This is a genomic window from Brevundimonas subvibrioides ATCC 15264 (assembly GCF_000144605.1).
Taxonomy (GTDB): domain Bacteria; phylum Pseudomonadota; class Alphaproteobacteria; order Caulobacterales; family Caulobacteraceae; genus Brevundimonas; species Brevundimonas subvibrioides.
On sequence record NC_014375.1, the window covers coordinates 548,680 to 570,680 of the forward strand.

Consider the following 22,001-nt stretch of genomic DNA (forward strand, 5'->3'; position numbering starts at 1 on the left):
CCGACTGAAGTGCGGGCGTAGCTCAGTGGTAGAGCACAACCTTGCCAAGGTTGGGGTCGAGAGTTCGAATCTCTTCGCCCGCTCCAGTCGATTGAAGAGGCCCGGTCGCAAGACCGGGCCTTTTTGCTTTCGGGGCCCGGGTGGCGCGCATCTCCTCCCCATCGCTCCGCGACAGGGGGAGACTCTTCAGTCTTCGTTCGCCGCGGCGGGATCGATGGCCTCGTCGACCAGCCGGCGCCAGTGGGGGTCGGTGTCGTCGACCAGATCGACGTCGTCCAGCAGGGCGACCACGGCATCGCCGTCGGGCAGGATCAGGCCCAGCACCTCCATCGGCTCGCCGAAGGCCCCGGCATGGACCTCGGCCTGGACCGCGACCGCGCCCTGTTCGCCGTCCTCGTCCCACCAGATCACCGGCTGGGGCAGGTCCATGTCGAGCACGGCCGGGTCCTCGGAGTCGCCGAGGGCAAAGACGGCGCGGCGGGCCTGGACGTCGTCCAGCGTGGCGACGCGGCCGGTGAAGGCCACCAGGCGCGACCAGTCCTCGGCGTCGAAGCCGCCGCCGTCGGTGTCCGAATCGCCCTGGCCGTTCTGATCCTGCATGGCGACAGACTAGCGGCCGCGGACGCGCCGGATCAATCGATCGCGAGCGCCGCCCTGATGTCGCGCCAGTCGATGTATTTGAAGTTCTGGTTGCCCACGTCGTTGACGTCGTCCTGGACCACGACGAGGCCGTTGGGGAAGGGACCGATCGGTCTGCTCCAGGCCGCCAGACCGTCCGTGCCGGTCACGCCGTCGATCGCCCCGTCCTTGACCACGAACCGCCCGACATAGACGGGGGCCGCGCCGTCGATCCGCCAGACCGGGAAGGTCGAGTCGCCCTGGCTGGACCCGATCAGATAGCGGGCGTCGCCGTCGGTGATCGTGGTCAGGCCCTCGGCGTCGGCGACCAGGACGCCCGGTGCGATCGGCTGGACCAGGGTGCGGGCATCGCCCGAGCCGGCACCGAGGCCGTAGCGCCACAGGCCGACGTTCTCCTCCGTCAGATACAGGGCATCGGTGGCGGGGTCGGCGGCGCAGCCCTCGGAGATCGAGCCGATCTCGAACCGGCGCACCTCGCGCGAGACGGGGGTGCCGTCGGCCCCGACCGTCACCACGAACTGGCGCACCTCGCCCTCGTGCCCGACCAGGACGGCATGCACCTCGGTGCCGATACGCGCGAAACAGAAGCCGTACGGCTCGACCACATCGGTGGTGATCGCGCCCCAGGGGCGGATACCGTTGTCGCCGGTCCCGGCCGGATCGAACAGAAAGAGCGACACGCCCGTCTTGCCCGGCGTCCGGTCGCTGGCCCCCAGCAGCAGTTGCGGCCGGCCCGCGACGGTCAGACCCTCGACCGCGTCGACGTTGTTCAGCAGGCCCTCGGGCAGGAACTGCAGGACGGCCCCGTCGAGCCCATAGACATAGAGGCCCGCCTTCTTGTCGGTGCCGACCACGATGCCGGGCGTCGACACGCCACCGACCACCACCGGGCGGGGGCCCGCCCAGACGACGGGGTCGTCCGCCGCGTCCTCGCCGACCTCGCCGACGGAGGGGGTCTCTGCGGTCGCGAAGACGGCTGCGCCCGCGCCGACGACGCCGTCGCCCTCGCCCCGGAAGTCGACCTCGTGCATCGCGCAGCCTGCCAGGGCGAGCGGCACCAGCAGAGGCAGGAGGCGGGTCAGCGAACGAGACATGGCGGGCTCCGGAGGGGGCGTGGCGGGGCGTCGTGAACACGGCTTGCCCCGGGCCGTCAAGCCGGCGGACGTACGGCGTTATCCCGATTGATCCGGGTCAGGACGGATCGTCGAAAAACCCATGCAAACCTGCGGTTTCTTCGTCGCAAATCCGTCAAGGCAGCTTTGCCGTAGCCGCGTAAGGGCGCCCGATCGGCGGACCGCAAATGTGGACGCCATGGGGGATATCATCATGCGCAAGTCCATCCTGCTGCTCGGAGCAGCGTTCCTTCCGTGCATCCTGGCCGACGTCGCCGTGGCCCAGGACGCCCCGCAGACGCCCACGTCGGCGCTCGCGGAGGTCATCGTCACCGGACGGCCCGTGTTCCGCAACCGGACCGACGACGTCGTGCCGACCCTGTCCTATGACCTCGAGTATTTTCAGCGCTTCGAGCCGCTGACGGTCGGCGACGCCCTGCGTCGCGTGCCGAGCGTGACCTTCCTGTCCGACGTGCTGGAATCCGATGGCGTGCGGCTGCGCGGACTCGACGCCGGCTACACCCAGATCCTGATCAACGGCGAGCGCGTGCCCGGCGGCGGCGACGACCGGTCGTTCTTCGTGGACCGTATTCCCGCCGAGCTGATCGAGCGCGTCGAGGTCGTCCGTTCGTCCTCGGCCAACCGGTCCGGCGATGCGGTGGCCGGCGCCATCAATATCGTGCTGCGTGACGCCTATACGCTGGACGGCGGCTACATCCGGGGCGGGGCGATCCTGTTCCCCGACGACGAGGTGGGCGGCACCTTCGGTGCGGTCTACGGCGGCCAGGCCCTCGGCGGGCGGCTGCTGGTCGGGGCCAGCGTCCAGGACCGGCGCAATCCCAAGGACAAGTACAGCCAGCGCTTCGATCGTCCGGGCGGCACGCTCGACAATACCGAGGTCCAGACCGACGTCCGCAGCGGCACGGACTATTCGTTCAACGCGGACTATCAGGTCGATGTCGGTGGCGGTGAACTGAGCCTGTCGGGCGTCTTCGTGCGCACCGAGCGGCTGCAGGACGAGGACTCGATCGAGTATCGCGGCGGACGCGAACAGAACGCCGATCTGCTGACCATCAACGATAACAACGTGGACATCGAGACCGACAACCTGTCGCTGCGCGGTCGCTACGAGATCGACATGCTGGGCGGCGAGACGCGCTTCAAGCTCGGCTATGCCAGCTTCGACGACCACCAGTCCGAGTTCGAGAACGAGGCCGAGTACCTCCGCGACGCCATCGCCTTCCCCGACGAGGACCGGTTCACCGCCGATTTCGAGATCCGCGATCTGCAGGACGAGGAATGGTCGGGCGCCCTGGAACATACCCGCCCCCTGAATGAGACGACCGAGATCGAGTTCGGCGTCCAGGCCGTGCAGAAGGACCGCGAGTCGATCACCGACCTCGCGACCCGCATCCGCTTCACCGTGCCCAACACCCCGGCTCCGCGCCCGGTCCAGCCGGCGTTCGTATTCACCCAGGGCACCTATGCCATCGAGGAAACCCGGATCGATCCCTATGTCATGCTGTCGGGCGAAACCGGGGCCCTGAAATGGGAAGCGGGTCTGCGCTACGAAACCACCGACACCACCATCGCCGGGATCGACAACGACTATGCCGAGCTGCTGCCCTCGGCCAGCCTGCGCTACACCCTGAACGACACCGACCGCCTGATCGTCTCGGCCGGTCGCACCATCCGCCGGCCCAAGTTCAATGACCTGGCGCCGGGCACGCTGGAAGAGGAGCGCGGCGACAACGACTTCCGTGGCAACCCGCTGCTGGAACCGGAAACGGCGTGGGGGGCCGATGTCGGCATCGAACGTCGCCTCGGGCTCGACGGGGTCGTCGGGCTGAACGTCTTCTACCGCGACGTCACCAACCTGATCGAAGACGTCAACACGGGCCTGCAGGGTTCGGGCGGCGCCGGCACCTTCATCGAGTCGATCGACAATGTCGGCGACGGACAGGTCTACGGGGTCGAGTTCGACCTTTCGACGTCGCTGACCTTCGCCGGGATGGAGAACACGGGCGTGTTCCTGAATGCCTCGTGGCTCGACAGCAAGGTCGAGGACGTTCTCGGCGAACGCCGGTTCAACGACCAGTCCGACTATGTCGTGAACGTCGGCTTCACGCACGACATCCCGACCTGGCAGGCCGCCTTCGGCGCAACCTATCGCAAGCAGGGCGATGCCTTCGGTCGCGTCTATGCCGAGGAGGTCACGACAAGCTACGGCGCCGACCTGGAAGTCTTCCTCGAGAAGCGGCTGTTCGACAACGCCGTGGTGCGCCTGACGGCCATCAACCTGCTGGACAGCGCCAAGGACGAGGTGTTCGACAAGTTCGCCGATCAGGACGACCAGATCGCCCGCAACTATGACGAATACGAGCTGGAAACCGAGACGGCCGGACCGGTCGTCCAGCTGGTGATGCGTCTGGCCTTCTGATCCGACGCCTGACGAAACCGAGGGGCCGGTGGCGACGCCGGCCCCTTTTTTCGTGTCCGCGACCCCGCCGGATCGCGCAGATGCGACTGGACCGGATGCCCGGTCCGGCCTAACCGCAAAGCTGGCCCGGGCCTTGCGCGGTTCGCGTCACAGGCGCTTTTTCAGTGCCAGATTGGGATGAAGCGGGATGTTTCTGGAAGGCGAGGTCGACTGGGTTCTGGTGCTGGGTCTGGTCGCGGCGGTGACCTCGATCCTGGCCGTCACGGCCGTGGTCTATGCCTTCACCCACCGAACCCGCCACGTCTCGACCGCCGACGAACTGGGGGCGGTGTCCCGGGCGCGCGAGGCGGCGGAGACGCGCCTGTACGAGACCCTGAACGCCATCCCGGTCGCCATCGTCCAGACCGACCGCGGGGGCAAGTTCGTCTTCGCCAACCGCGCCGCGCACCAGCTGATGGGCCGCCGGGACGCCGAGCTGATCGGGCTGCGGTTCCACTCGGCGACCTGGGGCATCACCTATCCCGACGGCCGTCCGGTGCCGCCCGACCTGCTGCCCAGCGCGCGGGCGCTGCGGGGCCAGACGGTCAAGGGCTTCCAGCACATCCTGGCCAATCCGGCGACGCGCCGGAAGATGCTGGTCTCGGTCACGGCCATGCCGATCGAGGATTCGCTGGGCCAGATCATCGGCTCCACCGCCGCCATCGTGGAGACGGAGGGGCTGACGACGCCGGACGCCCTGCCGGTCGAGACGGCGCCCGCCCCGAACGGCACCGACGACCTGACGCGGCGCGTGTTCGAGGCCGCCGCCAGCGCCCTGGTGGTCGTCGCGGCCAATGGCGTGATCCGCGAGGCCAATCCCATGGCCCTGTCCCTGTTCGGCCGGGACGCGGGCGTGATCGGCACCGATTTCGCCGATCAGTTCCTGGGCGAAACAGAGCGGGTCGAGGGTCGCCAGACCCTGCGCGCGGCCCTGGCCGCCACGCCCGGCGAGGCCGATCCGATCGAATCCCGCTTCGGTGGCGAGCGCGGCGTGACCTGGCGCATCCTGCCCCTGTCGGCACCGGGCGAAGCCGTCGACGCCCTGCTGCTGGCCGGCACGCCGGGGGCTGCCCCCGCGGTTGAGGTTCCGGTCGAAGCCCCGGTGGTGGAGCCCGAGGCCCACGCTGCAGACGATGCCGTCGCCCTGGCCCGGGCGGCCGAAGCCGCAGCGGTCGCGCGGGAGGCCGCGCTGGCGCGGACGCTGGACCAGGTCCAGGCCGAGCTGCAGGCCGCGCACGACGCGGCCGCATCAGCCGCGGCGCGGGCCCGGGCCGAGGTCGCCGAGCGGAACGAGGCGGCGCACCGGCTGGAAAGCGTCGGTCGCCTGACCGGCGGCGTGGCCCAGGATTTCAATGCGCTTCTGGCCGTCATGACCAGCGCGCTCGACATGATGCTGAAGACCGCCGACGACCCGGCCCGCGTGCGTCGTCTGGGTCAGGCCGCGCTGATCGCCGGCCAGCGGGGCGAGGCCCTGACGCGCCGCCTGTCGGCGTTCTCGGCCGGCGAGGCGGCCCAGGGCCAGGTTCTGGATCCGGGCGTCCTGGTCCGGGGACTGGAGACCCGGCTGCGGACGCTGGCCGGTCCGGGGATCGACCTGATGATCGAGGCCCCGGAGCGGGAGACGCCCGTCCTGCTGGACCCGGTGGCCTTCGACGCGACGGTGACGGGGCTGGTGCGCAATGCGGCCGAGGCGATGGACGGGGCGGGATCGATCGCGGTGCGGCTGGAGCCCGGCGTGGACGGCGGCATTCGGCTGTCGGTGCGCGATACGGGGCCGGGTCTGACCCCGGCGACCGCCCAGCGCGCGCTGGAACCCTTCTTCACCACCCGCGTCGGAGCCCAGGGGCTGGGTCTGACCCAGGCGCATGCGTTCGCGCGGCAGTGGGGCGGCACCCTGACCCTGACCGGTGCCGAGGGCCAGGGTGCCGAGGCCGTGCTGACCCTGCCCGGCGTGGTCGCGGAGCAACGCCTCGCGGATTCCGCCGCCTGAGCGAGTCGCTCACCGACCGGTGTTCGTGCTAAGGCGTTAACCCTGATCTTCAGCGGGGGCGCTTATGGTTTGGGGACTGAGGATATGTCTGTGCGCGCTCGTGCTGGCCTATGCGGCCTGGCTGGGCTGGCCGATGGTCGAGGCCCTGTCTTCCGGCCAGACGGTGGCGCAGGTCCGGGAGGCGCTGGCCCCGGACGGGTCGCGCCAGGCCATGGCGCTGGCCGCCCTGCTGCTGGCGACGATCGCCCTCTATGGACTGGGCGGCCTCGCGACGGCGGCGGGCCTGACCTGGGCACCGGGCCTGTTCTTCGCGGGCTTCGCCGGCGAGATCGGTCTGCGCCTCGCGGCCGAGGGCGGCGTGCCGTCGCCCGCCCTGGACCTCGCCGCGCGAGCCGAACAGGCGCTTCGGCCGTTCGGCGTGCTGGTCGACACCACGCCGCTCAGCCTGGCGACGCTGCTGGTATCGGGGCTCTGCATCATGGCCACGGGCGTCTGGCGCGGCCAGAGCGGCGAGGCCCTGACCCGCGTCTGGACCGGGCTGCCGCCCCGGGCCTGACGGCCTTGCGATCGCGCATCCCTTTGGCCGCAGGCAGGTCCTCATGAAGGTCTTTCGCTTCGTTCTGATGCTGGCGGTGATCGGCTATGCCGGATGGCTGGCGTGGCCGTTCCTGTCGCCCTTTCTGGAGGGTGCGCCGATCGACGTCGCCATCGAGCGGGCCCGGGCGATGGTCGAGGCCGGAGGCGGCCTCCCGCAGGCGGCCCTGTGGATCGGCGCGGTGCTGCTCTATGTCGTTGCGGCCTTCCTGCTCGGGGCGGGCAATCCCCGGGCCGCGGCGGCCTATTTCCTGGGCTTCATCGCCGATGCCGTGCTGAGGCTGGCCATCGACCGGTCGAACGGATCGCAGAACGCCTCGATCGCGGCGGACAGTTCCATGGCCGGCGGCGAGATGGCCCGGCGATCCGCCGAGGTCGTGGCCCCGGGCGGCCTGCCGGTCGATCCGACCTGGCTGATCCTTGGCGTGCTGCTTGCGGTCGGGGTTCTGGTCGTCATCCTCTCGCGCCGGAGGGTACGACGCCGGGGCCAGGGACAGCTCGCGGCCTGAAAAGCCCTCGCAGCCGGACCCGACCGTCCCCATATCGGGGTGCTCGACCGATACGTCTGTTGATTCTGGCGGGCCAGCCGCTACGACAGCGGCGCGTTCCCCGACCCCGCACGACCCAGAGGTTTCCATGACCGACGCCGCCCCCGCCGCCTCCACCCCCGCATCCTATGACGTCGTCATCATCGGCGGCGGCCCCGGGGGTTACAACGCCGCGATCCGGGCCGGTCAGCTGGGCCTGAAGGTCGCCTGTATCGAGATGCGCGACACCCTGGGCGGGACCTGCCTGAACGTCGGCTGCATGCCCTCCAAGGCCCTGCTGCACGCCTCGGAGCTGTTCGAGTCGGCCAACACCGAGTTCGCCAAGATCGGCATCGAGGTGACGCCCAAGCTGAACCTGCCGGTGATGATGAAGCAGAAGAGCGAGAGCGTGACGGCCCTGACGAAGGGCATCGAGTTCCTGTTCAAGAAGAACAAGGTCGACTGGATCAAGGGCAAGGGCCGGATCACCGGGCCCGGCACGGTCGAGGTCGAGGCCGCCGACGGCTCGAAGACGACGCTGACGGCCAAGAACATTGTCATCGCCACGGGCTCGGAACCCACGCCCCTGCCGGGCGTCGAGTTCGTCGACGGCAAGGTGGTCGATTCCACCGGCGCGCTCAGCCTGCCGGCCGTGCCGAAGAAGCTGATCGTCGTCGGCGCCGGGATCATCGGCCTGGAGCTAGGCTCGGTCTGGCGTCGCCTGGGGGCCGAGGTGACGGTGGTCGAATATCTGCCGCGCATCACGCCGGGCATGGACTCGGATCTGGCGACGGCCTTCCAGCGCGCCCTGACCAAACAGGGCATGAGCTTCAAGCTGGGCTCCAAGGTCACCGGATCGAAGGTCACCGAGGCCGGCGTCGAACTGACCGTCGAGCCCGCGGCCGGCGGCGCGGCCGAGACCCTGACCGGCGACGTGGTGCTGGTCGCGATCGGCCGGCGTCCCTACACGGCCGGGCTGGGGCTGGAGACCGTGGGCGTCGAGACCGACAAGCGCGGTGTGATCGTCGGCGACCACTTCAAGGTCGCGGACGGCGTCTGGGTGATCGGCGACGTGACGACCGGCCCGATGCTGGCCCACAAGGCGGAAGAGGACGCGGTCGCCGCCATCGAGCTGATCGCGGGCAAGGCCGGCCACGTCGACTACAATCTGGTGCCGAGCGTGGTCTACACCTTCCCAGAGGTCGCCTGGGTCGGGAAGACCGAGGACCAGCTGAAGGCCGACGGCGTGGCCTACAAGTCGGGCAAGTTCCCGTTCACCGCCAACTCCCGCGCCAAGATCAACCACGAGACCGACGGCTATGCCAAGGTCTTGGCCGACGCCACCACCGACCGCATCCTGGGCGTCCACATCATGGGTCCGCAGGCCGGCGAGATGATCGGCGAGGCCTGTGTGGCCATGGCCTTCGGCGGGGCGTCGGAAGATCTGGCCCGCACCTCCCACGCCCACCCGACCCGCTCCGAGGCCGTCAAACAGGCGGCCATGGGCGTCGAGGGCTGGACCATGCAGGCCTGATCAGCGGTCAGAGGCCGGGTCGCGCGCGGCGACGCCGGACCGGTCCGACGGTGATCCGGGCCCGGGCATAGTCCAGGGCCACGGTCTCGAACCGGGTCAGGATATCGGCCCCGAGCAGCAGGGCCGGCCGGTCCTGCAGGCCCAGGGCCGAAAAGACGTTGAGGTCGGAGAACAGCAGGGGCGTGGGCCCCAGCGCGCGCCGGGCGATGCGCAGGCTGGCCGCGGTCTGGGCCTCGCCTGCAAGCGGCACGCCCCCGACGCCCAGAATGATCGGCGTCGGCGCGGTCGGGCCACGCGCCCCGTCCCGCCCGATGCGGGACTGCAGGGCGCGGTTGCCGATCGAATACTGGGCACCGCTGTCGACGAAGGCGTCCACCGTGACGCCCTCGATCTCGGTCGGCAGCAGCAGCTGGCCAAAGCGGCCCTTGGTGGCGCGGGCGGGCGTGCGGCCCAGCCGCCCCGCCGCGGCCTCGCCCCGGTTGAAGCTGATGAACTCGCCGTCGTTGGGTCGCAGGCGCACGCTGTTGGCGACGAAATCGATCAGGAGCTCGAACCGGCCGAGCGCATCCAGGCCGATCAGGCCGTCGGACCCCAGGTCGGCGCGGGGAAAGACGGGGGCCAGGATCTGTTCGAACCGCTGGCGTCCGAACTCCAGCGTCTGGATCATGACCGTGTCGACGACCGTGTCGGACGTCACGCCGTGGACGAGGGTACGCGGCCCGGGCGGCAGGGCCATGGCGCGGGCCAGTTCGGTGGACAGGACGGTGCGCTCCGCTCCCGTATCGATGACGAACAGGGCCGATTGGCGCGCCTCGATCCGCACCGCGATCGACATCCGTGTCAGCAGGTTGATCGACAGCGCCGTCGCGGGATCCAGGGGCGGAGCGCCCGCGGGCGCCGCCTGAAATCCGCTGCCTGTGGCCAGCAGGCCGACCGACCCCGCCAGGACGTCGCGACGATCCAGCTGTGATCTCGATGCAAGTGTAATGACGCGCCCCTCTGCGATCGTCTGACGCGACCTCGCACAAACTCTAGGTCGGCCCCATCGGGCTGACCAGCCGCCGTGACATCAGGCCGCCCGGAGGTCCCGGCGGACGCGAACCGCCGGGTGCGGATTTCGGAAAACCCTCAGAGCGTGTATCATCCGGAACGTTCAGTGATGGAGGTTCCGATGCTGACGATGCTCCTTCTGCTGGCCCAGACCGCCTCTGGCGAAGCCCGCCCGCCGTCACCGCCCGCACCCGGCGTGCCCTCGGCCTCGATGCCGATGTACGGCCTTTCGACACCGCTATGCCGTGACACGATCACCCGCACGGACGATGCCGTCACCCCCGGTGGCGGATTGATGTGGCGCGAGGGCGATGAGCCGGTGCGGATGTATCGCCTGCTCGACCGACGGGTGAACGGCTGTCCCGCCCCGATCGTGGTCATGGACCGCGTGCCGGGATCCAATGCCCTCGGACGTGAGGCCGTGGCCCCGGGACGGGGTGACCGTCCGATCGCCCACTAGCCTTGCGCGGCCCCTGCGCCCTCTGGGCGGAGGGCCTCGAGGGCCAGGCGGTCGTTGGGGAAATCCAGGACCACCCGATGGAACCGGCCCATCAGGTCGCCCCCGAGCAGAAGCGCGGGCGTGGTGGCGAGATCCAGCACGTCGAAGACGTGCAGATCGGCAAACAGCAGAGGCGTCGCGCCCATGCGCTGACCCGCGATTTCCAGGCCCTCGACCGCCGCCCGGGTCGCGGGTCTGGTCAGGCCGGGCGTGTCATAGATCGCCACAGGCGTCGATGGGCCGACACTGGGCCCCGCGGAGTCTGACAGAAGGGTACGAAGCGCGCTGTTGCCGACCGAGTGCTGGGCACCGCTGTCGACGAAGATCCAGAACGGCAGGTCGCCGACACGCCCCACGCGGGCGATCAACTGGCCGGCTTGCCGGCGTCCGGCCCGGAACCAGCGGGGTGGAATGCGCGTGCCGGTCGCTTCGGTCGGACCGCCATCGCCGACCGCCATGGCCTGGTTGGAGACTTCAGCCTGGCCCCGGTCGATGTAAAAGGTCAGCTTGAACTCCGAGAGCAGGTCCAGGCCGATCAGCCCGTCGCTCGACAGCAGGTCACGCCGCGCAACGGGCAGGGTCAGGCCACTGTAGGTCTGGATGCTGAATCTCAGTTCACGGAGGCCGACGGTCGACAGGCTGGCCGGCGCGGTGACGCCGTTGATCTGGGTCACGCCGGTCTCGGCCAAGCCCAGCCGCGCGACGAGGCTGTCGGCCACCATCGAGCGTTGACTGCCGCTGTCGACGCCGAAGACGAACGGGCCCTGACCGTTGACCCGGACGGCAGCGCCGATGCGCGCGTAGCGATACCGCGATGGACGCAGGGCGACGATCTCGGGTTCCTGAGCCGTCGCGGCCCGGGCGAACGACCGGGGGGAGAGGGCCGCGGCGGCCGTGGCCGTCGCGATCAGGTGTCTGCGATCCAGCATGGCGTTCTCTCCGGAAAACCCATCTTCAGGTTGCAGGCCGAGAGAACAGCGTTCTGGCGTTGTAATCAAGCCCTCGGATGGGCGGCCGCGTAGGCTCCGAGCAGATGGGCGGCGTCGACGGCGGTGTATTTCTGGGTCGTAGACAGGCTGGCGTGACCCAGCAGTTCCTGGATCGAGCGCAGGTCGGCCCCGGCCCCCAGAAGATGGGTGGCGAAGCTGTGGCGCAGGGCGTGGGGCGTGGCGCTGGCGGGCAGGCCGAGGCGGCCGCGCAGTCTCTGCACCGTCGCCTGCACGTGCCGGGCGCTCAGCGCGCCGCCGCGGCGGGCGCGGAACAGGGCATCCGGAGGGGACAGCGGAAAGGGCTGGGCGGCCAGGGCGGCGTCCACCGCCGAGCGGACCACGGGCAGGACCGGGACCAGACGGGTCTTTCCGCCCTTGCCGGTGATGCGCAGGGTCTCGGGCAGGGGCGCGTCGGCCCGGGTCAGGGACAGGGCCTCGGAAATCCGCAGGCCGCAGCCATAGAGCAGCGACAGGACGGCGGTGTCCCGCAACGCCTCCCAGGGCTCCACGTCGGGGTCCAGGCCGGGCTCGGCCAGCAGGCCGCGCGCCTGGTCGGCACTGACCGGCCGGGGCAGGGTCGCCTTGACCCGGGGGCCGCGCACCAGGGCCAGCTGCGGGGCCGGCGTGTCGCAGCGCCGGTCGAGGAAGACATGGAAGGTGCGGATGGCCGACAGGGTCTGGCTCAGCGAGCGGGCGTTGAGGGGATGGTCGCCCGACCGGCGCTCGGCCAGATGGGCGCGCAGTTCGGCGGCGGTCACGGTGCCGAGGTCCGGCAGGCGCTGGGCCTCGCCGCGATGGCGTTCGAGGAAGGCCAGATACTGGCGGCCGATGTGGCCATAGGCTTCGAGCGTGCGGGGGGACAGCCGACGCTCGTGCGCCAGATGCTCCAGCCAGGCGGCGAGCGCCCCGGCGGCGGTCAGGTCGGGCCCGCCTAGTTGAGGATGGGCCATCGCTCGGCCGTGCGTTCGACGACCCGGGCGATGAAGGCGACCAGTTCGCAGCCCATGCCGGGCGTGAAGCCCTCCTCCTCGGGCGAGCCGAAGGCGCAGAGGGCGTGGCGGGCCTGATCGTTGCGTTCGCCGCCCAGGGTCGGGGCCATGCGGATCAAGGCGACGGAGCGGATGTCGCCGGATGCGGGTCCGAACAGGTCCAGCCCCTCGAACATGGGGCCCAGCCAGGTCAGGCCATGGTCGCCCAGCAGGCCATCGACGCCGCCGACCTCCAGCAGCCTCCAGCCGAAGGGGGCGCTGCCCGGCTTCTCGACCGCGATCGCGGCCCCGGACAGACCGAACCGGCCCTGCGCCGCCGCGTCGAGGCGGCGGGCGAGGTCGGAATGGTTGCGGGCTTCCAGCAGGTCGAGCGCCGCGACATGGGTCTGGGTCTGGGCGGCGAAGTTGGCGCGCGCGATGGACTCGATGCGTTTTCGGGCGTCCGCCTCGCGCTCGGCCGCTTCTTCCAGTTTCGTCAGGGCGGCGCGGCCGAACTCGACGACGTTGCGGCCATGGGGCTTCAGTCCGATCTCCTCCAACAGGGACCGGTCGTCGGCGATCGTCTGGGGGTTGGCCTGCAGCCAGGCGCGCACCTCGGGCCAGTGAAGGCCTTCGGACGGGGCGAACAGGTCGGCGGTCTGGTCCTTTGACGTCACGCGGCACTCCTGTCCGGAGCGCCGGACGCGATTACAGGATCGACTGGCCGGTCTTGCCCCAGTCGGCCAGGAAGGCATCAAGCCCCTTGTCGGTTAACGGGTGCTTGACCAGGGCCTTGAAAGTGTCGGCCGGCAGGGTGGCGGCGTCGGCCCCGGCGATCGCGGCGGCCGAGACGTGACCCGGATGACGCAGGGACGCGGCGAGAATTTGAGTCTCGAAGCCGTGGACGTCGTAAAGGACGCGGATGTCTTCCAGCAGTTCGATTCCGTTCGCCCCGTGGTCGTCCAGCCGGCCGACGAACGGCGAGACGAAGGTCGCGCCCGCCTTGGCGGCCAGCAGGGCCTGGGCGGTCGAGAAGCACAGGGTGACGTTGGTGCGGATGCCCTTGTCGGCGAAGGTGCGCGTGGCGCGCAGCCCGTCCCAGGTCAGGGGCAGTTTGACGACGACGTTCGGCGCGATGGCGGCCAGCTTGTCGCCTTCCTTGACCATGGTCTCGAAGTCGGTGGCCACCGCCTCGGCGCTGATCGGCCCCTCGACGAGGGCGCAGATCTCGGCGATGACCTCGGCGATGTTGCGACCGGATTTGGCGATCAGCGAGGGATTGGTGGTGACGCCGTCGACCATGCCGGTGGGCAGCATGTCCTTGATGACGGCGACGTCGGCGGTGTCGAGAAAGAGTTTCATGCGGCGTGTTCTAGCCGACGGGCCGGGCCTGTGAAAGTCGCCTCCGTCCTCATTCCCCTGCCGGTCCACGAAGCCTTCGATTACGAGGTGCCCGAGGCGATGGCGCTCGCGCGCGGCGACCAGGTGGCCGTGCCGCTGGGGCCGCGGATGATGCGGGGCATCGTCGCCGAGGTTCGCGAGACGACGGGCTCGAACCGGCGGCTGAAGGTGGTCGAGACGCGGCTGGACGATCCGCCCCTGCCGCCGGGCACGGTCGACTTCGTCGAATGGGCGGCCCGCTGGACGCTCAGTCCGCCCGGCGAGATGGCGGCCACGGCCCTGAAGGGGCTGCGCGCGCCGAGACCCCGGCCCGAGCGACGGCTGCGGCGCGTCGGAGACCGGACGCCGGCCCGGCCGACCGCGGGACGGACGGCGGTGCTCGCGGCGCTGGGCGAGGCCGCGATGCCCGGTCCGGATCTGGCGCGCGCGGCAGGAGTCTCGTCGGCGGTGATCAAGGGTCTGGTCGACGAGGGCGTGCTGGAGGTCATCGAGACCCTGGCCGACGCGGCCTTCGACGCGCCCGACCCCGCCCATGCGCCGGCCACCCTGAACGCCGACCAGGGGGCGGCGGCGGATGCGATCGCGGCGGCCACGGCGGCGGGCGGGTTCAGGCCCTTCCTGCTGGACGGGGTCACCGGCTCGGGCAAGACCGAGGCCTATCTGGAGGCGGTGGCGCGGACCCTGGCCGCCGACCCGGCCGCCCAGATCCTGATCCTGCTGCCCGAGATCGCCCTGACCCAGGACCTGATCGCGCGCATCACCGCCCGGTTCGGCGCGGCCCCGGCGGAATGGCATTCGGGCGTCGCCCCGCCGAAGCGCCGCCGGGTGTGGGAGGCGGTGGTCGCAGGCCGATGCAGCATCGTCGTCGGGGCCCGGTCGGCCCTGTTCCTGCCCTTCCCCAACCTGAAGCTAGTGATCGTCGACGAGGAGCACGACGGCTCGTTCAAACAGGAGGACGGCCTCGTCTATCACGGCCGCGACCTGGCGGTGGCGCGGGCGCGGATCGAGGGGGCTGTCGTGGTCCTGGCCTCGGCCACGCCGTCGCTGGAGACCCTGTGGAATGCGCAAGGCCAGCGCTACGGCTGGCTGAAGCTGTCCAGCCGGCACGGGGCGGCTCAGCTTCCGGACATCCAGCTGCTGGACCTGCGCCAGTGCCCTCCCGATCCCCAGACCTGGCTGTCCCAGCCCCTGCGCGAGGCGATCGCCCAGACCCTGATGGCGGGCGAGCAGACCCTGCTGTTCCTGAACCGGCGGGGCTATGCGCCCGTGGTGCTGTGCCGGGCCTGCGGGCATCGGATGACCTCGCCCGACACCGACAGCTGGCTGGTCGAGCATCGCTATACCGGCCGGCTGGTCTGCCACCTGACCGGCTTCACCATGGCCCGGCCCCGGATCTGTCCGTCCTGCGGGGCCGAGGACTCGCTGGTCTCGGTCGGGCCGGGGGTGGAGCGGGTCGAGGAGGAGGTGCGCCAGCTGTTTCCCGAGGCGCGGACGGCCGTGTTCAGTTCCGACACCGTGCCGGACGCAAGGGCAGCCCGGGCCCTGATCCAGCGGATGACGGAGGGGGAGATCGACATCCTGGTGGCGACCCAGGCGGCGGCCAAGGGCCACAACTTCCCCCTGCTGACCCTGGTCGGGGTGGTCGATGCCGATCTGGGTCTGAGGGGCGGTGACCTGCGCGCCGCCGAGCGGACCTATCAACTGTTGACCCAGGCGACGGGCCGGGCGGGACGGGCGGATCGTCCGGGCCGGGCCATCCTCCAGACCTGGACCCCCGAACATCCCGTGCTGATGGCGCTGGCGAAAGGCGACCGCGACGGCTTCGTGGAGGCGGAAATGGCGGAGCGGGAGGCTGCGACCCTGCCGCCGCACGGGCGGCTGGCGGCGCTGATCCTGTCGGGCGTCGACGCGATGGCGGTCGAGAAGGTCGCCGCCGATCTGGCCGCCGCCATCCCCAATGCCGAACGGCTGGAGGTCTATGGTCCGGCGGATGCCCCGCTGGGCCTGATCCGGGGGCGAAGGCGCAAGCGGCTGCTGGTCCGGGCCGACCGCGACGTGGACCTGCAGGGCTTCCTGCGGGCCTGGCTGGCACGGGTGAAGGTGCCAGGCTCGGTCCGGGTGACGGTCGACGTCGACCCCTACAGCTTCCTCTGATCCCCTTCCGGACGGGCGGGGATCAGAAGAACAGCGGGTTGGCCGGCTTCTCGGGCAGGGGCTCGGGCTCCGGGCGCTGGTCCGGCGGGTCGTCGCGGCGGTTGGCGGGCGGGGTGTCGCGACGCTCCGGGGTGGGTTTTTCGGGCTGATAGGGTTCGCCCTGGGTCGGGTCGACCGGATCAATGGGGGTGCCGTCGCCGAACGGGTCCTCGACCGCCCCCATCAGGTCGCCGATCGGATCGGGCGAGACCCAGCCCTCGGGCATGGCCGGGCCGTTGGGAATGGGCTGGACGTTCAGGCGCGGCAGGGCGGCCTCCATGAAGGCCTTCCAGATGGCGGCGGGCGCGGCCCCGCCGGTGACGCCGCGCATGGCGGTGTTGTCGTCCTTGCCGACCCAGACGGCGGCGACGAAGCCGCCGGTGTAGCCGACGAACCAGGCGTCCTTGTAGTCCGAGGTCGTGCCCGTCTTGCCGGCCAGATCGCGTCCGGAAATCTGCACCGAGCGCGCCGTGCCGCCCGTGACCACGCCGCGCATCATCTGGTTCATGTAGTAGAGCGACGGATTGTTGATGGCCTGACCGGCGGCAGAATCGCGGCCGGCGCGCTGGTAGATGACGCGACCCTGCGGCGTGCGGATGCGGCTGATGCCATAGGCGTCGACGCGGCGGCCGCCGTTGGCGAAGGCGTCATAGGCGGTGGCCATGTCGATGGGCGAGACCTCGACCGCCCCCAGCGCCATGGCCGGTTCCAGCCCGATGCGCGAGCTGATGCCCAGGCGGCGGGCCGCGCGGGCGACGCTGTCGCGCCCGATCTGGTCGGCGACATAGGCGGCCACGGTGTTGATCGACTGGGCCATGGCATTGGCCATGGTCGTGTCGCCGATGAAGTTGCCGGAATAGTTGCGCGGGCTCCAGTTGCCGATGCGGACCGGCTCGTCGACCACGGGCGTCTGGGGGGTGTATCCGGCCTCCATGGCGGCCAGATAGACGAAGGGCTTGAAGGCCGATCCGGCCTGGCGCCGGGCGTCGACCGCGCGGTTGAACTGGCTGTCGGCATAGGAGGCCCCGCCGATCATGGCGCGGACCCGGCCGTCGCCGTCCAGCGCCACCAGCGCCGCCTGCTGCACGCCGCGCGAGGCGTCGCGCTCGAGGATGCGGTGCACCGCCCGTTCGGCCGAGGTCTGAAGCGTCAGGTCCAGCGTGGTCTCGACCACCATGTCCTCGGTCGGTTCGCCGACCAGGCCGCGGATTTCCTTGTCCAGCCAGTCGATGAAGTACTGGGCGTGCTGGGTCGCCAGGGTGCGCGACACCCGGACGGGTTCCAGCACCGCGGCCGCGCGCTGCGCCGGGGTGATGACGCCGGTCGCCTCCATCTGGTCCAGCACGACGGTGGCGCGGCCGGCCGCCCGCTCGCTCTCGGACACGGGTGAATAGCGCGAGGGTGCCTTGAGCAGCCCGGCCAGAAGCGCGGCCTCGCCCACGGTCAGGTCCTTGGCCGACTTGTCGAAATAGCGTTGCGACGCCGCCTCGATGCCATAGGCCCCGGCGCCGAAATAGACGCGGTTCAGATAGAGGGCGAGGATCTCCTGCTTGGAAAACTTCAGCTCCAGCCAGACGGCCAGCATCAGCTCCTGCACCTTGCGGCGGATGTTCTGGTCGGGGGTCAGGAACAGGTTCTTGGCCAGCTGCTGGGTCAGGGTCGAGCCGCCCTGGACGACGCGTCCGGCCCGCATGTTCCGGGCCATGGCCCGCGTCATGCCGATGGGGTCGAAGCCCGGGTGCCAGTAGAAGCGGCGGTCCTCGATGGCGATGAAGGCGGCGGGCACATAGTCGGGCAGGGCGGCCAGATCGGCGGGCGGGGCCTGCTGTGACCCGCGCGTGGCGATCAGGGCCCCGTTGCGATCCAGATAGGTGATGGAGGGCTGGCGATCGACGTTGTAGAGCGCCGAGGTGTCGGGCAGGCCGCGGGCGAACACGGCGAAGAAGACGACCAGGAAGATCAGGCCCCAGACCGCCAGGACCGACGACCAATAAAAGAAGCGCTGCAGAGGCGTGCGCTGTGCCCCGCCGCCTGCGTTTCTCGCCCCGAAACCCGGACCCGCCATCAATATCCTCGAGCTGATCCAGCCGTCATAGCCGGTCGCGCCGTCTACTGAAACGCCGTTCCCGTGAACGGCGCATGAAGACCTCACGCCACCGTGATCGGGCTTTCGGCCGAAATGAGGGCGCCGGGGTTAACGCTCATCCATCTCTCCGGGCCAGCCAGACGGATCCGTCGTCGGCCCAGACGCCCTGTTCGACGCTGAAACCGGCGCCGGCGAGGATCGCGTCATACTCCGCGGCGTCCAGACTGCCGTGGTAGAGCGGCTCGCCATGCCACTCACCCACCTCATGGCCCAGCCGGTGGCCCGACGAGAACATCACGACCGATCGGGGCGCGGCATGGGCCAGAAGCCGGGGCAGGGCGAGTCGCTGATCCTCCGGCGTCAGATGGAACAGACTGTGCCAGGCCAGGATGCCTGCGAAGGTCCGGCCCAGGTGCAGCGTGCGCATGTCGGCCTGCAGGAAGCGGCCGGACGGCAGGTCCTGCGTCGCCTTCGTCACCAGCCGCGCCGAGGTCTCGACGCCCGTGACGTCGAGGCCCCGCTCCAGCAGCGCCGCCGCCATCGGCCGACCGGATCCACTGCCGACGTCCAGCACCGGGTCTCCGGGAGCCAGCGTCGCGGTGAACCGGTCCAGCCAGAGGCGGTCGGCCGCCGTCAGCTGGACCCCACGATCGACGATCCAGTCGTCGGCGCGCCGGTCATAGAGATCGACGACGGCGGCCGCCGCTCGGGCCGGATCGCTCACTCCGCGACGAAGGCGTCCAGCGCCGCATGGAAGGCGGCGGCCTGGTCCAGCATGATGAAGTGGGCGCTGTCGTCGATGCGCTTCAGCTTCACGCCGGGCAGGGTGGCGAAGGCTCCCTGATAGATGGAGTCGGTGATCTCAGCCGTCATCCGGGCATCGTTGAACTTCACGTACAGGACCTCGGTCGAGACCGTGATCCGGGCCAGTTCGGGCGTCAGGTCAGTGACGATCAGCTCGCGATAGGCGGCCGAGGAGACCCTCTGGTCGCTGGCGGCGGTGTCGGCCAGGACGGCCGGGCGGGCCTGGTCATTGTTGACCATGCCGGTCACCGTGGTCGCGGCGGCGGCCTGATAGTCGGCGGGCGGGCTGTTGGCCATGCCGGCATAGACCTGGTCGGCGATGGGGGTCACGCTTTCGACCGTGGCGCCGGGACCGCCGAACATCGCCCCCATGAAGGGGATCATGTCTACGACCATCAGCTTGCCGATCGCGTCGGGGTGGCGCGCGGCCAGCATCATGCCGATGGTGCCGCCCATCGAATGGCCGACGACGACGGGGCGATCCAGTTCGTTCTCGGCGATGTAGCGGGCGATCTCCTCGGCCACGGGCGCCGCCACGGGGCCTTCGGCATTGCCCTCGGCCGGAGCCCCGGCGAAGCCCTGGATGTGGATGCGGTGGATGCGCCAGCCCTCGCCCCGGGGGGCCTCGGCCAGGTGATCGACCGTGCCCTGCCAGATCTCGGGCGAGGAGCTGAGGCCGGGGATCAGGATGATCTCGCGGACGCCCGGCCCGGGCTCGCCGTCCACGCGGACGTGCAGGCGGTCGGATTCGAACGCGGCGTGGTGGTGGCCGTGGTCGCCGTGTGCCTCCTGGGCCCGGACGTCCCCGACGAGCCCGAAATTGGCCATCAGGCCGAGGGCGGCGATGACGCCGGTGAGAAGCTGGCTGTTGATGATGCGTATTTCCCCGAGCCGGACCATCCGGCCATCTGGTCCCTTGTCGCCACAGGTCGTGCGATTGGATGCAGTTGGCAAGAGAGATCGTCATCCGCCGGGGTTGCGCTCCGCTCGGCCGGAGGATGACGAACGGCGGAGGGGGCTCTAGGATCATGCCCATGCCCGCAGACAGCGCTCCGATCCCGTCCCCCGAGGCCAAGGCCCCGCCCGCCGCCTTCGGCAGGGGGCTCGTGCTCGACACCTGGTATTTCGTCGCCCTGTCGCGCGACGTCGCCGTGGCGTCGCTGAAGCGCCACGAGCTGCTGGGCGAGCCGGTGCTGGTCGGACGCCGGCGGGACGGCCAGGTCTATGCCATGCGCGACATCTGCCCCCACCGCGCGGCCCCGCTGTCGGCCGGCCGTCTGGTGCAGAAGCCCGGCGAACCCGAGGCCGTGGAATGCCCCTATCACGGCTGGCGCTTCGGCACCGACGGGGTCTGCGCCGCCATTCCGTCCCTGGTGGACGACCAGCCCTATGAGGCCGACCGCATCCGGGTCCGGTCCTATCCCGTGGCCGAGAGCCAGGGGATGGTGTTCGTCTATGTCCGGTCAGACCCCCGCTCGGACGCCGCGCCCGACCATCCGCCTCCGACCTTTCCCGGCGTGGTCGGCGGCGAGGCGAAGCTGGTCGAATGGATGGATTTCGACAGCCATATCGACCACGCGGTCGTCGGCCTGATGGACCCGGCCCACGGGCCCTATGTGCATCAACAGTGGTGGTGGCGGTCCGAGCACTCGATGCACGAAAAGGCCAAGGCTTTCGAGCCGCGCGACCTGGGCTTCGCCATGGTCCGCCACGCGCCGTCGTCCAACAGCCGGGCCTACAAGATCCTGGGCGGGGCCCCCGCGACCGAGATTACCTTCCGCCTGCCCGGCTATCGCTGGGAGCATATCCAGGTGGGCGAGAAACAGGTGCTGGCCCTGACCTGCCTGACGCCGGTGACGGAGACAAGGACAAGGATCACCCAGATCTTCTGGTCCGATCACTGGGTGTTCAGCCTCGCGAAGCCCTTCCTCCGGATGGGCGTCGTCGCCTTCCTGAAACAGGACGGCGGGATGGTGAACCTGCAGAACGAGGGGCTGCGTTACGACCCCGCCCTGATCTGGATCGACGACGCCGACAAACAGGCGAAATGGTACCAGCAGCTGAAGCGCGAATGGCAGAAAAGCCGCGCCGAGGGGCGCGACTTCTCAAACCCGGTCAAGCCGGCGGTGCTGAGGTGGAAGAGCTAAAAGTGTCTCCTCCCCGTCGCCTGTGGCGATGGGGAGGTGGCTCGTAGCGCAGCGGAGAGACGGAGGGGTTCTTTCTGCGTGCACGAAGAACCCCTCCGTCAGCTCGCAAGGGCTCGCTGCCACCTCCCCATCGCTGCGCGACAGGGAGGAGACGGTCAGCGTGTGCTGACGCCCGCCAGAAGCGTGTCGACCTGGCGACCGATGTGGTCGGCCAGTTGCTCGACCGACCAGCCGTCGTAGGCGGCGCGGCGGTAGTTCGACAGATAGGCGTCCCAGGTCAGCTCGGTCAGCAGGGCGATGTCCGCATCCTGCTTGAGGTCGCCCGCGCCGATGCCGGAGCGCAGGATGTCGGAGATGACGCCCGTCAGGCCCTCCGTCGCCGCGCGCTGGCGGGTCTCGGCGGCGACGGGCTGGAACCACGACCGGGCCACGATGGCCTGGAACAGCGGCAGCTGGTCGATCGAGCCGTGGTAACCGGCCGACAGGGCGTTCACGAGGCGACCCCGCGTGGTGCCGTCGCCGGCCCCGTTCTTCATGACGTCGGCCAGGCCGGCCATGTCCTCGGTCAGGACGGCCTCGAAGAGCTCGGCCTTGTCCTGGAAGTTGGCGAAGACCGCGCCGGTCGACATGCCGGCGCCCTTGGCGATGTCGCGGATGGTGGCGGGCTCGTAGCCGCGCTCCGCAAACAGGCCGCGGGCGGCGTCCAGAACCTTCTGGCGGGTCCGGACCTTGGCGGCCTGGCGACGGTTGATCCGGGGCTGGCCCTGGGCTTCGGCGGCGGGGGAAACGACGGTCGACGCGGACTCACGCATGAACACGATTACTCTGTATGACGCCCGCGAGCGCGGTGCGGAACAAGGGACGGCAGGGCAGCGACCGGGTCCGGGTGGCCCGATACCGGACGCAGCGCCACGACCCAGCCAAGGCTGAGCCCCAGGGGAGGTGTGGCTTTCATCACGCAACGATGACCAAAATGGGTCGTGTTTTGG

At 70.2% G+C, this 22,001-nt stretch carries 19 protein-coding genes and 1 tRNA gene; 9 read left to right on the forward strand and 11 right to left on the reverse strand.

The features are described from left to right. The first annotated feature begins 11 nt into the window (after positions 1-11). Positions 12-86, forward strand: a tRNA-Gly gene (locus BRESU_RS02730). Between the two features lie 100 nt (positions 87-186). Here BRESU_RS02730 and BRESU_RS02735 read toward each other — a convergent pair. Continuing rightward, positions 187-600, reverse strand: a complete 414-nt coding sequence (locus BRESU_RS02735; protein WP_013267964.1) for a hypothetical protein — start codon at positions 598-600, stop codon at positions 187-189. 32 nt (positions 601-632) lie between these two features. Beyond that, on the reverse strand, positions 633-1,733 hold the full coding sequence (locus BRESU_RS02740) for a phytase (RefSeq protein WP_013267965.1): 1,101 nt from the start codon (positions 1,731-1,733) through the stop codon (positions 633-635). A 232-nt stretch (positions 1,734-1,965) separates the two neighbouring features. Between BRESU_RS02740 and BRESU_RS02745 the strand changes: the two genes are divergently transcribed. The 5 genes from BRESU_RS02745 (at position 1,966) to lpdA (ending at position 8,875) form a co-directional block, all read left to right on the forward strand. Continuing rightward, positions 1,966-4,191 (forward strand): TonB-dependent receptor plug domain-containing protein, encoded by a 2,226-nt coding sequence (locus BRESU_RS02745; RefSeq protein ID WP_013267966.1) that lies wholly within the window; start codon positions 1,966-1,968, stop codon positions 4,189-4,191. Between the two features lie 187 nt (positions 4,192-4,378). Then, positions 4,379-6,220 (forward strand): PAS domain-containing sensor histidine kinase, encoded by a 1,842-nt coding sequence (locus BRESU_RS02750; protein WP_013267967.1) that lies wholly within the window; start codon positions 4,379-4,381, stop codon positions 6,218-6,220. 64 nt (positions 6,221-6,284) lie between these two features. After that, positions 6,285-6,776, forward strand: coding sequence for a hypothetical protein (locus BRESU_RS02755; RefSeq protein ID WP_013267968.1), 492 nt, complete (start codon positions 6,285-6,287; stop codon positions 6,774-6,776). A gap of 43 nt (positions 6,777-6,819) precedes the next feature. Beyond that, positions 6,820-7,323 carry a hypothetical protein gene (locus tag BRESU_RS02760; protein ID WP_013267969.1) on the forward strand — a complete coding sequence of 168 codons (504 nt, stop codon included), beginning with the start codon at positions 6,820-6,822 and terminating at the stop codon, positions 7,321-7,323. 127 nt (positions 7,324-7,450) lie between these two features. Further along, complete coding sequence (gene lpdA, locus BRESU_RS02765) at positions 7,451-8,875, forward strand: dihydrolipoyl dehydrogenase (protein ID WP_013267970.1); 1,425 nt, start codon at positions 7,451-7,453, stop codon at positions 8,873-8,875. Positions 8,876-8,882: 7 nt separating this feature from the next. On the opposite strand, the gene BRESU_RS02770 is transcribed toward lpdA, so the two are convergent. After that, complete coding sequence (locus BRESU_RS02770) at positions 8,883-9,710, reverse strand: aspartyl protease family protein (RefSeq protein WP_013267971.1); 828 nt, start codon at positions 9,708-9,710, stop codon at positions 8,883-8,885. 336 nt (positions 9,711-10,046) lie between these two features. Here BRESU_RS02770 and BRESU_RS02775 point away from each other — a divergent pair, with 336 nt between their 5' ends. Beyond that, on the forward strand, positions 10,047-10,385 hold the full coding sequence (locus tag BRESU_RS02775) for a hypothetical protein (protein WP_013267972.1): 339 nt from the start codon (positions 10,047-10,049) through the stop codon (positions 10,383-10,385). On the opposite strand, the gene BRESU_RS02780 is transcribed toward BRESU_RS02775, so the two are convergent. From BRESU_RS02780 to fsa, 4 genes are all read right to left on the reverse strand, one after another. Continuing rightward, on the reverse strand, positions 10,382-11,353 hold the full coding sequence (locus tag BRESU_RS02780) for a retropepsin-like aspartic protease (RefSeq protein ID WP_013267973.1): 972 nt from the start codon (positions 11,351-11,353) through the stop codon (positions 10,382-10,384). The two genes, BRESU_RS02775 and BRESU_RS02780, sit on opposite strands and share 4 nt — an antisense overlap. Positions 11,354-11,418: 65 nt before the next feature. Beyond that, positions 11,419-12,363 (reverse strand): tyrosine recombinase XerC, encoded by a 945-nt coding sequence (locus tag BRESU_RS02785; protein ID WP_013267974.1) that lies wholly within the window; start codon positions 12,361-12,363, stop codon positions 11,419-11,421. Next, complete coding sequence (locus BRESU_RS02790) at positions 12,345-13,058, reverse strand: DUF484 family protein (RefSeq protein ID WP_013267975.1); 714 nt, start codon at positions 13,056-13,058, stop codon at positions 12,345-12,347. Before BRESU_RS02790 ends, BRESU_RS02785 begins: the two co-directional genes overlap by 19 nt. Before the next feature lie 31 nt (positions 13,059-13,089). Next, positions 13,090-13,743 (reverse strand): fructose-6-phosphate aldolase, encoded by a 654-nt coding sequence (gene fsa / locus BRESU_RS02795; RefSeq protein WP_013267976.1) that lies wholly within the window; start codon positions 13,741-13,743, stop codon positions 13,090-13,092. A 30-nt stretch (positions 13,744-13,773) separates the two neighbouring features. Here fsa and BRESU_RS02800 point away from each other — a divergent pair, with 30 nt between their 5' ends. Continuing rightward, positions 13,774-15,936: a primosomal protein N' gene (locus BRESU_RS02800; RefSeq protein ID WP_013267977.1), complete on the forward strand. Its 2,163-nt coding sequence runs from the start codon at positions 13,774-13,776 to the stop codon at positions 15,934-15,936. Positions 15,937-15,958: 22 nt separating this feature from the next. Here the strand turns inward: BRESU_RS02800 and BRESU_RS02805 are convergent, their stop codons facing one another. The 3 genes from BRESU_RS02805 to BRESU_RS02815 form a co-directional block, all read right to left on the reverse strand. Beyond that, positions 15,959-18,040: a transglycosylase domain-containing protein gene (locus BRESU_RS02805; RefSeq protein ID WP_013267978.1), complete on the reverse strand. Its 2,082-nt coding sequence runs from the start codon at positions 18,038-18,040 to the stop codon at positions 15,959-15,961. A 136-nt stretch (positions 18,041-18,176) separates the two neighbouring features. Beyond that, positions 18,177-18,785, reverse strand: coding sequence for a class I SAM-dependent methyltransferase (locus tag BRESU_RS02810; protein WP_013267979.1), 609 nt, complete (start codon positions 18,783-18,785; stop codon positions 18,177-18,179). Further along, positions 18,782-19,765: an alpha/beta fold hydrolase gene (locus BRESU_RS02815; RefSeq protein ID WP_013267980.1), complete on the reverse strand. Its 984-nt coding sequence runs from the start codon at positions 19,763-19,765 to the stop codon at positions 18,782-18,784. Before BRESU_RS02815 ends, BRESU_RS02810 begins: the two co-directional genes overlap by 4 nt. A 134-nt stretch (positions 19,766-19,899) precedes the next feature. Between BRESU_RS02815 and BRESU_RS02820 the strand changes: the two genes are divergently transcribed. After that, positions 19,900-21,012: an aromatic ring-hydroxylating oxygenase subunit alpha gene (locus tag BRESU_RS02820; protein WP_013267981.1), complete on the forward strand. Its 1,113-nt coding sequence runs from the start codon at positions 19,900-19,902 to the stop codon at positions 21,010-21,012. Between the two features lie 155 nt (positions 21,013-21,167). Here the strand turns inward: BRESU_RS02820 and BRESU_RS02825 are convergent, their stop codons facing one another. After that, entirely contained in the window at positions 21,168-21,824 is a 657-nt protein-coding gene (locus BRESU_RS02825) for a TetR/AcrR family transcriptional regulator (RefSeq protein ID WP_013267982.1), read from the reverse strand. Between the last annotated feature and the right edge of the window lie 177 nt (positions 21,825-22,001).

Excerpts from the sequence above, each read along its gene's own strand:
- BRESU_RS02735 (WP_013267964.1), bottom strand. The coding sequence starts at position 600 with ATGCAGGATCAGAACGGCCAGGGCGATTCGGACACCGACGGCGGCGGC.
- BRESU_RS02740 (WP_013267965.1), bottom strand. The coding sequence starts at position 1,733 with ATGTCTCGTTCGCTGACCCGCCTCCTGCCTCTGCTGGTGCCGCTCGCC.
- BRESU_RS02745 (WP_013267966.1), top strand. The coding sequence starts at position 1,966 with ATGCGCAAGTCCATCCTGCTGCTCGGAGCAGCGTTCCTTCCGTGCATC.
- BRESU_RS02750 (WP_013267967.1), top strand. The coding sequence starts at position 4,379 with ATGTTTCTGGAAGGCGAGGTCGACTGGGTTCTGGTGCTGGGTCTGGTC.
- BRESU_RS02755 (WP_013267968.1), top strand. The coding sequence starts at position 6,285 with ATGGTTTGGGGACTGAGGATATGTCTGTGCGCGCTCGTGCTGGCCTAT.
- BRESU_RS02760 (WP_013267969.1), top strand. The coding sequence starts at position 6,820 with ATGAAGGTCTTTCGCTTCGTTCTGATGCTGGCGGTGATCGGCTATGCC.
- lpdA (WP_013267970.1), top strand. The coding sequence starts at position 7,451 with ATGACCGACGCCGCCCCCGCCGCCTCCACCCCCGCATCCTATGACGTC.
- BRESU_RS02770 (WP_013267971.1), bottom strand. The coding sequence starts at position 9,710 with ATGTCGATCGCGGTGCGGATCGAGGCGCGCCAATCGGCCCTGTTCGTC.
- BRESU_RS02775 (WP_013267972.1), top strand. The coding sequence starts at position 10,047 with ATGCTGACGATGCTCCTTCTGCTGGCCCAGACCGCCTCTGGCGAAGCC.
- BRESU_RS02780 (WP_013267973.1), bottom strand. The coding sequence starts at position 11,353 with ATGCTGGATCGCAGACACCTGATCGCGACGGCCACGGCCGCCGCGGCC.
- BRESU_RS02785 (WP_013267974.1), bottom strand. The coding sequence starts at position 12,363 with ATGGCCCATCCTCAACTAGGCGGGCCCGACCTGACCGCCGCCGGGGCG.
- fsa (WP_013267976.1), bottom strand. The coding sequence starts at position 13,743 with ATGAAACTCTTTCTCGACACCGCCGACGTCGCCGTCATCAAGGACATG.
- BRESU_RS02805 (WP_013267978.1), bottom strand. The coding sequence starts at position 18,040 with ATGGCGGGTCCGGGTTTCGGGGCGAGAAACGCAGGCGGCGGGGCACAG.
- BRESU_RS02815 (WP_013267980.1), bottom strand. The coding sequence starts at position 19,765 with ATGGTCCGGCTCGGGGAAATACGCATCATCAACAGCCAGCTTCTCACC.
- BRESU_RS02820 (WP_013267981.1), top strand. The coding sequence starts at position 19,900 with ATGCCCGCAGACAGCGCTCCGATCCCGTCCCCCGAGGCCAAGGCCCCG.
- BRESU_RS02825 (WP_013267982.1), bottom strand. The coding sequence starts at position 21,824 with ATGCGTGAGTCCGCGTCGACCGTCGTTTCCCCCGCCGCCGAAGCCCAG.